Annotated in this window: 9 protein-coding genes and 1 pseudogene; 5 read left to right on the top strand and 5 right to left on the bottom strand. The window is 68.5% G+C overall.

The window, feature by feature from the left end; all coding sequences use genetic code 11:
* Positions 1–256 (top strand): low temperature requirement protein A (locus ACTWQJ_RS43370; protein WP_443311904.1); only part of this gene is annotated, 256 nt, incomplete at its 5' end.
* Here ACTWQJ_RS43370 and ACTWQJ_RS43375 read toward each other — a convergent pair.
* The 3 genes from ACTWQJ_RS43375 to ACTWQJ_RS43385 all read right to left on the bottom strand — a co-directional run bounded on the left by ACTWQJ_RS43375 (position 166) and on the right by ACTWQJ_RS43385 (position 1,674).
* Positions 166–783: a quinone oxidoreductase family protein gene (locus ACTWQJ_RS43375; RefSeq protein ID WP_443311905.1), complete on the bottom strand. Its 618-nt coding sequence runs from the start codon at positions 781–783 to the stop codon at positions 166–168. The two genes, ACTWQJ_RS43370 and ACTWQJ_RS43375, sit on opposite strands and share 91 nt — an antisense overlap.
* A 160-nt stretch (positions 784–943) precedes the next feature.
* Positions 944–1,453 carry a DUF3995 domain-containing protein gene (locus tag ACTWQJ_RS43380; protein WP_443311906.1) on the bottom strand — a complete coding sequence of 170 codons (510 nt, stop codon included), beginning with the start codon at positions 1,451–1,453 and terminating at the stop codon, positions 944–946.
* Positions 1,450–1,674, bottom strand: a complete 225-nt coding sequence (locus tag ACTWQJ_RS43385; protein WP_443311907.1) for a DUF6191 domain-containing protein — start codon at positions 1,672–1,674, stop codon at positions 1,450–1,452. The genes ACTWQJ_RS43380 and ACTWQJ_RS43385 overlap by 4 nt, the downstream gene beginning before the upstream one ends.
* Positions 1,675–2,189: 515 nt before the next feature.
* Between ACTWQJ_RS43385 and ACTWQJ_RS43390 the strand changes: the two genes are divergently transcribed.
* Together ACTWQJ_RS43390 and ACTWQJ_RS43395 are read left to right on the top strand one after the other, a co-directional pair.
* Entirely contained in the window at positions 2,190–2,783 is a 594-nt protein-coding gene (locus ACTWQJ_RS43390) for a TetR/AcrR family transcriptional regulator (RefSeq protein WP_443311908.1), read from the top strand.
* Positions 2,780–3,616, top strand: a complete 837-nt coding sequence (locus ACTWQJ_RS43395; RefSeq protein WP_443311909.1) for an alpha/beta fold hydrolase — start codon at positions 2,780–2,782, stop codon at positions 3,614–3,616. The genes ACTWQJ_RS43390 and ACTWQJ_RS43395 overlap by 4 nt, the downstream gene beginning before the upstream one ends.
* Positions 3,617–3,682: 66 nt before the next feature.
* Here the strand turns inward: ACTWQJ_RS43395 and ACTWQJ_RS43400 are convergent, their stop codons facing one another.
* Entirely contained in the window at positions 3,683–4,114 is a 432-nt protein-coding gene (locus tag ACTWQJ_RS43400) for a recombinase family protein (RefSeq protein WP_443311910.1), read from the bottom strand.
* Positions 4,115–4,428: 314 nt separating this feature from the next.
* On the opposite strand from ACTWQJ_RS43400, the gene ACTWQJ_RS43405 reads away from it, so the two are divergent.
* Together ACTWQJ_RS43405 and ACTWQJ_RS43410 are read left to right on the top strand one after the other, a co-directional pair.
* On the top strand, positions 4,429–5,541 hold the full coding sequence (locus ACTWQJ_RS43405; protein WP_443311911.1) for an ABC transporter substrate-binding protein: 1,113 nt from the start codon (positions 4,429–4,431) through the stop codon (positions 5,539–5,541).
* 112 nt (positions 5,542–5,653) lie between these two features.
* Positions 5,654–6,227, top strand: a pseudogene (locus tag ACTWQJ_RS43410) (helix-turn-helix domain-containing protein); the annotation flags it as partial.
* 43 nt (positions 6,228–6,270) lie between these two features.
* Here the strand turns inward: ACTWQJ_RS43410 and ACTWQJ_RS43415 are convergent.
* Positions 6,271–7,039 (bottom strand): alpha/beta hydrolase (locus tag ACTWQJ_RS43415; protein ID WP_443311912.1); only part of this gene is annotated, 769 nt, incomplete at its 5' end.

Below are 7,039 nucleotides of genomic sequence, written 5' to 3' on the forward strand. Positions count from 1 at the left end.
CGAGGGCTCGGCCGGCCACGCGGTGGACGCGCCCCTGGCGCTCGGCGTGGCGTTGGGCATCGCCGTGGCGTCGGGACTGTGGTGGGTGTACTTCGACGGTGACGAAAGCCGGGCCGACGCCGAGTTCGAAAAGGCCACCGAGCACCGTCGCCAAATGCTCGCCTACTACGCGTTCACCGGCGCGCATCTCGTGATGATCGTCGGCGTCATCCTGGTCGCAGCCGGCCTCCGGCGGTCGGCTTGCCGACCTCCTTGAGGGCTGGGGTGACGTTCTCGTCGCTGTCGGCGTGCAGCCCCGTAACCGGCGATGTGCCGGTCGGCGGCGATGAGATCCATCAGGTCGAGCACCGGCTGCCTGCCACCGGTGAATCCCAGCGAGGCGAGCATGCCGTGGCGGCGGACGTTGCGGAGCAGCTCGCCGAAGCGCGCACCGCCGACCGGGTCCAGGGCCAGATCGACGCCTTGGCCGTCGGTGAGGTCGGCGACGGCCTTGTGGATGTCCCGCGAGGACAGGTCGATCGCCGCCGTCGCCCCGGCCTCGATCGCCCGGCGTGCCTTGTGCGCGGAGGAGACCACGGCGATCGGCTGCGCCCCGAGCGCCTTGCTCGTCTGCACCACGGCGTGTCCGACTCCTCCGGTGGCCCCGGAGACGAGAGCGGACTGTCCCGGTTGCACATGCCCGACCCGGGTCAGGGACAGGTACGCGGTCAGGTAGTTGACCGTCAGCGCCGAGCCTCCGCATGCACGGGTGTTGGCGGCCAGCCCTGGTTCCCCGTCATCCACAAACAGCGGTACCTGTGTTTTCGACAAGGTGAAGCAGAGCCGGTGGGGCGGTGAGATGGGGAGCCGCTGGTCCGGCAACGAGATGGGGAGCCACCCTGTCTGATGGTGTGTGACCTGCCGCTGTTGGAGTCGTGGGGCTGTGGGCTGACCGGCGGAGCAATCAGCGTCTGGACGCGGGTGACGGTTCTGCGTCGGTATGCCTGCTGGACCGAAGGGTGGCGAGGCCGAAGGCCAGTCCTCCGGCGATGAACCAGGGGTTCCAGAGGGCCAGCGTCCAGGCCCGCTGCCCCCCGCTCACGGAGGTGTCCAGGTGCGTTGTGTTGGTCAGCAGCAGCACCTCGATACCGATGCCACGGGCCAGTAGGAGGGCACTGACACCCCACCCCAGCCACCTTGCCAGCAGCGCGGGAACGCCCCGGAGCCTGGACCGGGCAAGCAGCCATGCCAGCAGGGCGCCGAGGAGGCAGAGCGCACCCACACCCCACAAACCGGCTACGACGAACCACAGCGGGCGCTCGGTGGCCAGCGGACCGGCGGAGATGCTCAGCCCCACATCACCGCCGACGGCCCAGTAGAAGTGCAACCCGGCGAACGCGGCCGCCCACAAGCATGCGATACGCCCCCACAGCGTGGACGGTTCTGCGCCCGTTCCCTCCGGTTCGCGATTCACCGCCGGCCCTCACGGGCGTCGCGCTTGTCAGCGCACGGGCCGTCCGCTTCCTGCGGCAGCACGATGAACGCGGTGCCCTTGGCCAGGTCGATGCTGGAGCGGGGCGGCGCACCGTCGCTCTCGTCGTCCCGCCGCAGCAGCTCCACCCTCCGCTGCTCCAGCTCTACCGCCTTGTTGCCGTTCACGACCGCCGTGAATTCATCGAAGGCCGTGCTCGACAACGACCGCCCCGTGCGCCTCTGTAGCCACGGGATCAAGCCCAGCCCCGTGAACCATCGCCACGCGCTCTCCACCAGGGCGAACAAGACCAGTAGACACACGAACGCCGGGAACGACATGGCCCACATCGCCACAGCTGGCCCCCATCATCCTCAACACAGTTGACGGTCGGGAAACGGCGGAGGGGTCGGCGTCGTTCCCATCGGACGTGCGGACTGGGAGAACTCGGGACGCCGGCCATCGGTTCGCGCGTGGATCGCTCGCACAGACACTCCGGCACCCAGCCCGGCAGCGTCGTATGTCACCGGACAGGGGTGGCTCCCCATCTCGTTGCCGATCACGGACCTGTGCCACGGTCCAACTCCGCCACGAACAGAGCAACGTGGCTCCCATTCCCATTGCCCGAGTGGCTCCCGTCCATCCTGTCGAAACAGGTACCTGCGTGAATGCGCCCCAGCTTGGCATTCCTAGGGCCCCTAGGTTATAACTAGATGCCCTAGGATTTTAGGGAGGACGCATGGCGCGGGCCGGGCTGACGGCGGAGCGGGTAACGATCGCGGGCGCCGAGCTGGCGGATGAGGTCGGGCTCGCCCAGGTGACCATGTCGCAGGTGGCGCGGCGGCTCGGCGTGAAGGACGCGAGCCTCTACACGCACGTCCGCAGCCTGGAGGACTTGCGCGGACGGATCGCATTGCTGGCGGCGGACGAGAAGACCATCCGTATCGCGGAGGCGACCGCCGGGCGGGCGGGCAAAGACGCACTGGTCGCGTTTGCGAACGCTTGGCGGGAGTACGCCCACAAGCACCCGGGCCGCTACATGGCGACGCAGACCCCGATCCAGATCGACCCCGAGCTGGCCGCACAAGCGCCCGGACCACGGCGCGCGGTCGAGCTGACCTACGGCATGCTGCGCGGCTACGGACTGGACGAGCCCGACCTGACCGACGCGGTCCGATTGCTGCGCAGCACATTCCACGGGTTCGTCGCCCTGGAGGCCGCGGGCGGGTTCGCACACGAGCGTTCGCCGCAGCACACCTGGGTCCGCGCCCTCGACGCCCTGCACACCCTCCTGGAGCACTGGCCCCCGTCCCGAGAAGGAGAATCCTCATGACCGACCCGACCATCGGCAGCCTGCGCGTGAACGGCGCGACCCTGCACTACGAAGTGCGTGGCCGGGGCCCGCTCCTGCTGCTGATCCCCGGCGGGACGGGCGGCGCGGCCTCCTTCGACAGCATCGCCGACGACCTGGCCGCCGAATACACCGTCGCGACCTACGACCCGCGCGGCCTGTCCCGCAGCACCCTGGACGACCCCGCGGCCGAGCAGCGAGTGGCCGAGCACGCCGATGACGCGTTACGGATACTGGAACTACTGTCGCCCGATGAGCCCGCCCGGGTGTTCGGCGCCAGCTCGGGCGCGATCGCCGCCCTGCACCTGCTCACCACCCAACCCCAACGCCTCGAACGGCTCGTGGCACACGAGCCGCCGGTAGTGGAGGTCCTGCCGGACGCCGCAGAACACCGCGCGCTCATCGCGCACGTGCAGGAGACGTTCCACACTCAGGGGCTCATGCCGGCGATGGCCGTGTTCGCCGCGGGTCTGAAGAAGGACGTCGACACCACCGAGCCGAAGGCCGAGATCAAGCTTCCGCCACAAGCGGCGGCACGGGCCGAGCAGACGATGGCCGACCTGCCGTACTTCGTCGAGCGCATCGTGCCCAGCTTCATGGCCTACGTCCCGGACATCCACCGGCTTGAGGCGCTGTCGGACCGGCTCATACTCGCCTGCGGCCAGGACTCACGCGGCGAGCTGCCCTACCGTCCTGCCGCCTTCCTGGCCGAGCGCCTCGGCACGGAACTCCGGCACTTCCCCGGCGGGCACACCGGCCTGACCACGCACCCCGCCGAGTTCGGCGAACTCCTTCGGAAGACCTTCCGCGCCTAGACCTGAATCCCACTCATCTCATCCTGGTCAACCCCATCTCATCCTGGTCAACCCCATCGAAGTTGGTCACTGAACGTCACATCCGCAACCAACCATCTCTGGGGAAATCCTCGTGGCCGCTGTCACACAGGCCCCGAACCCGGTGACCGCGTCGCTCTTCAGTAGCGAGGTGAAGCCGACGCCGCGCTCGCGCAGTTCGGCGACCATGTTGATGAGGTCCTGGAGGCTGCGGCCGTAGCGGTCGAGGGAGGGGACGACGAGGGTGTCGCAGGGGTCGAGGAAGGCGTGGCACGCCTTCAACTCCGGCCGCAGCACGTTCTTGTCGGACTTCTTGTCCGCGAAGATCTTCCGACACCCCGGGGCCGTGAGGGCGTCGAGCTGCCGCTCCGGCTTCTGCCCGCCGGTGGACACCGGGGCGTATCCGATCTTGATTCCGGTGCGGACGAGCGGCTCGGCGACGAGGAGGCCCGGCTCATCGGCCGGATCGAGGGCGGTCATGACCCCGGATCAAGTCAGAAAACGGGGGTCCGGGGTTGTTGAACGACCTTGGTTTTTGAAGGGGTTCTTGAAGGCCCTGCGGGGTCCGGGCGGCCACGCAGGGCGATCTTCAGAAAACGAAGGTTTCTTGAAGCCTGGCGGCTCAACGAACCGATAATCGGTTGCCTGTTGGCGATGGGGGTGGATGCAATGTCCGGCATGATCACCCGGGTGTGCCCGCCACGGCGAGATGAGATGAACGCGTACTACCGGGCCTTGCCCCTCTGCGATCCGGGCAAACGGCAGCCGAATCGTCACACGGGAGACGCCAACGCATGAATACACCACCATCGCCACCTGGAGCGGAGCGGACTGACGGATCATCCGTCCGGATCGGCGCTCTCGTTCCGCTGACTCGGCCCGGCTGGGTCGAGGCAGGCCAACACTTGCTCGCTGGACTCGAGCTGGCCGTATCCGAAGTCAATGACGCCGGCGGGATCGCCGGAAGACCACTCGAGCTGGTGGTCCGAGACACCGCGGCTGATCCACAGAGGGCCGCGGCGGCCGTAGATGAATTGGCCCGCCTGGGCGTGGCTGCCTTGGCGGGGGAGTATCACAGCGTCGTCGCTCGCGCCGCTGCCGCCAGGGCCGACGCCCTCGGCCTGCCGTTCCTCTGCTCGTCAGCGGTTCTCGACGCGCTCACCGAACAGCCGACGCAATGGGTCGCGCGCCTCTCCCCGCCGCAGTCCCGCGGCTGGCAGATCTACGCGGACTTCCTCCTCGGCGCGGGCCACAGTCGCATCGCCGTAGCATTCCAGCCGAGTGTCTACTGGGCATCCGGGACCCGCATTCTGCGGGACTACCTCGCTTCACGCGGCGGCACCGTCATCGAACTCGACATGCGCGCGCTCACCCCCGCGGCCGTGTGCGACGAACTCGTCGACCATCGCGCGACAGCCCTCCTTCTTCTGGTCGGCCACCCGGAGCCGGCAGTGTCGATCGTCAAGTCTGTCCGCCGCGACCGGCGCCTCGCCGAGATCATGATCGGTGCTCCGGCCGGGCAGCCGGAGTTCGCCGAATGGGCGACGTTGCTGGGCGACGACAGCGCCGCGATCCCGTTCTTGCGCTACCTGCCCGAGCGCCTCAGCCCACTCGGTGCACGAGTCGAGACGGCCCTGCGCGAGCGGCTGGCCGAAGCGCCCTCCTTCGTCGCCTTCGAGGGCTACGACACGGTCGCCGTCCTCGCCGATGTGCTGCGTTCTCACGGCGCGGACCGGGCGCGCACTGCCGAATCCTGGCCGCGCGTTGCAGTCGAAGGCACCCGCGGGCGGATCCAGTTCTCCCGCATGCCAGGCATCAGCGTCTGGCAATGGGCTCGGACGCCGATCCAAGTCGTTGATCGAGATCCGGCGGAACCCGATCGCTTTCGGATCCTTCACGTCGGTTGAGAGAGCACGGAGGTCCGACTGCCCAGATCTGTCCGAACTTGAGGCTGTCTACCTGTCTACGTGTTACTGATTTCCGCGTCTTGGGGTCTGGATCTGTGTCGGGACCGGTGACGTGGTCGGTTCGGACTGGTACGCCGGATGCAAGCGGTATCCGGACGGGGGCGGGCTGACCGCCGAGCAGCGCAGGCGCCGGGAAGAGGTACGGATGCGGGCCGTTGACCTCTTCGAGGAGGGCGTGGAAGTCCCGTGCACCGCCAGGGAGTTACGGGTGAGTGAGAAGTCGGTCTACCAGTGGCGCCGCGCCTGGAAGGCGGGCGGACGCGAGACGCTGTTCTTCCAAGGGCCCCTCCGGCTACGACTGCCGGCTCGGCCCTCACCTGCAGGCCAAGCTCGCGATGCGGCTGGAGGAGGGGCCGGCCGCGCACGGCTGGAGTGAGGACCAGGTGTGGACCGCCTCCCGGGTACGCACGCTGATCGGGCGCAAGTTTCACCTCTCCTACAGCGTCTCCGGGGTGACCCGGCTGCTGCACCGCATGGGCTACAGCGTGCCGATGCCGTCCCGGCCCGCCGCCGAACGCGACGAGGACGCGATCACCGCATGGCGGGAGGCGACCTGGCAGGAGGTAAAACCCTCCGGGCGGCGACCCGCCGTGTCCGGCCGTGGTCCTCACAAGTGGTTACGGTGGCCGGGCAGTCCGTCGCCCGGTCACCGGAGCCGACTTCGAGCGTCTACGCTTCCTCGCTCGTTCCCAGAGCGTCACTGAGGACGGCGATGGCCTGGGCGACGGCCGCGCGCGTGGCGTGGGTGTCGCTGAGCGGGTTGAGCATCATGAAGTCGTGCGTGATCCCGTCGTAGCGGACGGTGGTCACGTCGACCCCCGCAGCGCGGAGCTTGGCCGCGTAGGCCTCGCCCTCGTCGCGCAGGACATCGGCCTCGTCGACGATGACGAAGGCCGGCGGCAGCCCGGAGAGCTGGTCGAGATCCGCCTTCAGCGGAGAGGCGGTGATCTCGCTGCGCTGCGCACGGTCGGGCACATAGGCGTCCCAGAACCACTCCATGGCCTTGGCCGTGAGGAAGTAGCCGGTGGCGAAGTCGGAGTAGGACTTGGTGTCCATGTCGGCGTTGGTGACCGGGTAGTACATGGACTGCTGGACGAAGCGGACGTCGCCGCGTTCCTTGGCCATCAGTGCCAGTGCGGCGGTCATGTTGCCGCCGACCGAATCGCCCGCCACCGCCATACGGTCCGGGTCGAGACCCTGCTCGGCCCCTTCGCGCATGACCCACTGCGCGGTGGCGTAGCCCTGCTCGATCGCCACGGGATAGTGCGCTTCGGGGGAGCGGGCGTACTCGACGAACACGATCGCGGCCCGCACTCCGACCGCCAGTTCGCGCACCAGCCGGTCGTGGGTGTCGGCGTTGCCGAGGATCCAGCCTCCGCCGTGCATGTAGAGCACGACCGGGAGGGGAGACGCGGCATTCTGCGGGCGGACGATACGG

The sequence above is a fragment of the Streptomyces sp. KR55 genome, from assembly GCF_052245645.1.
GTDB lineage: Bacteria > Actinomycetota > Actinomycetes > Streptomycetales > Streptomycetaceae > Streptomyces > Streptomyces flavusporus.

What these genes read in the sequence shown, in the direction of transcription:
- ACTWQJ_RS43390 (WP_443311908.1), top strand. Translation starts at nt 2,190, where the DNA reads ATGGCGCGGGCCGGGCTGACGGCGGAGCGGGTAACGATCGCGGGCGCC.
- ACTWQJ_RS43395 (WP_443311909.1), top strand. Translation starts at nt 2,780, where the DNA reads ATGACCGACCCGACCATCGGCAGCCTGCGCGTGAACGGCGCGACCCTG.
- ACTWQJ_RS43400 (WP_443311910.1), bottom strand. Translation starts at nt 4,114, where the DNA reads ATGACCGCCCTCGATCCGGCCGATGAGCCGGGCCTCCTCGTCGCCGAG.
- ACTWQJ_RS43405 (WP_443311911.1), top strand. Translation starts at nt 4,429, where the DNA reads ATGAATACACCACCATCGCCACCTGGAGCGGAGCGGACTGACGGATCA.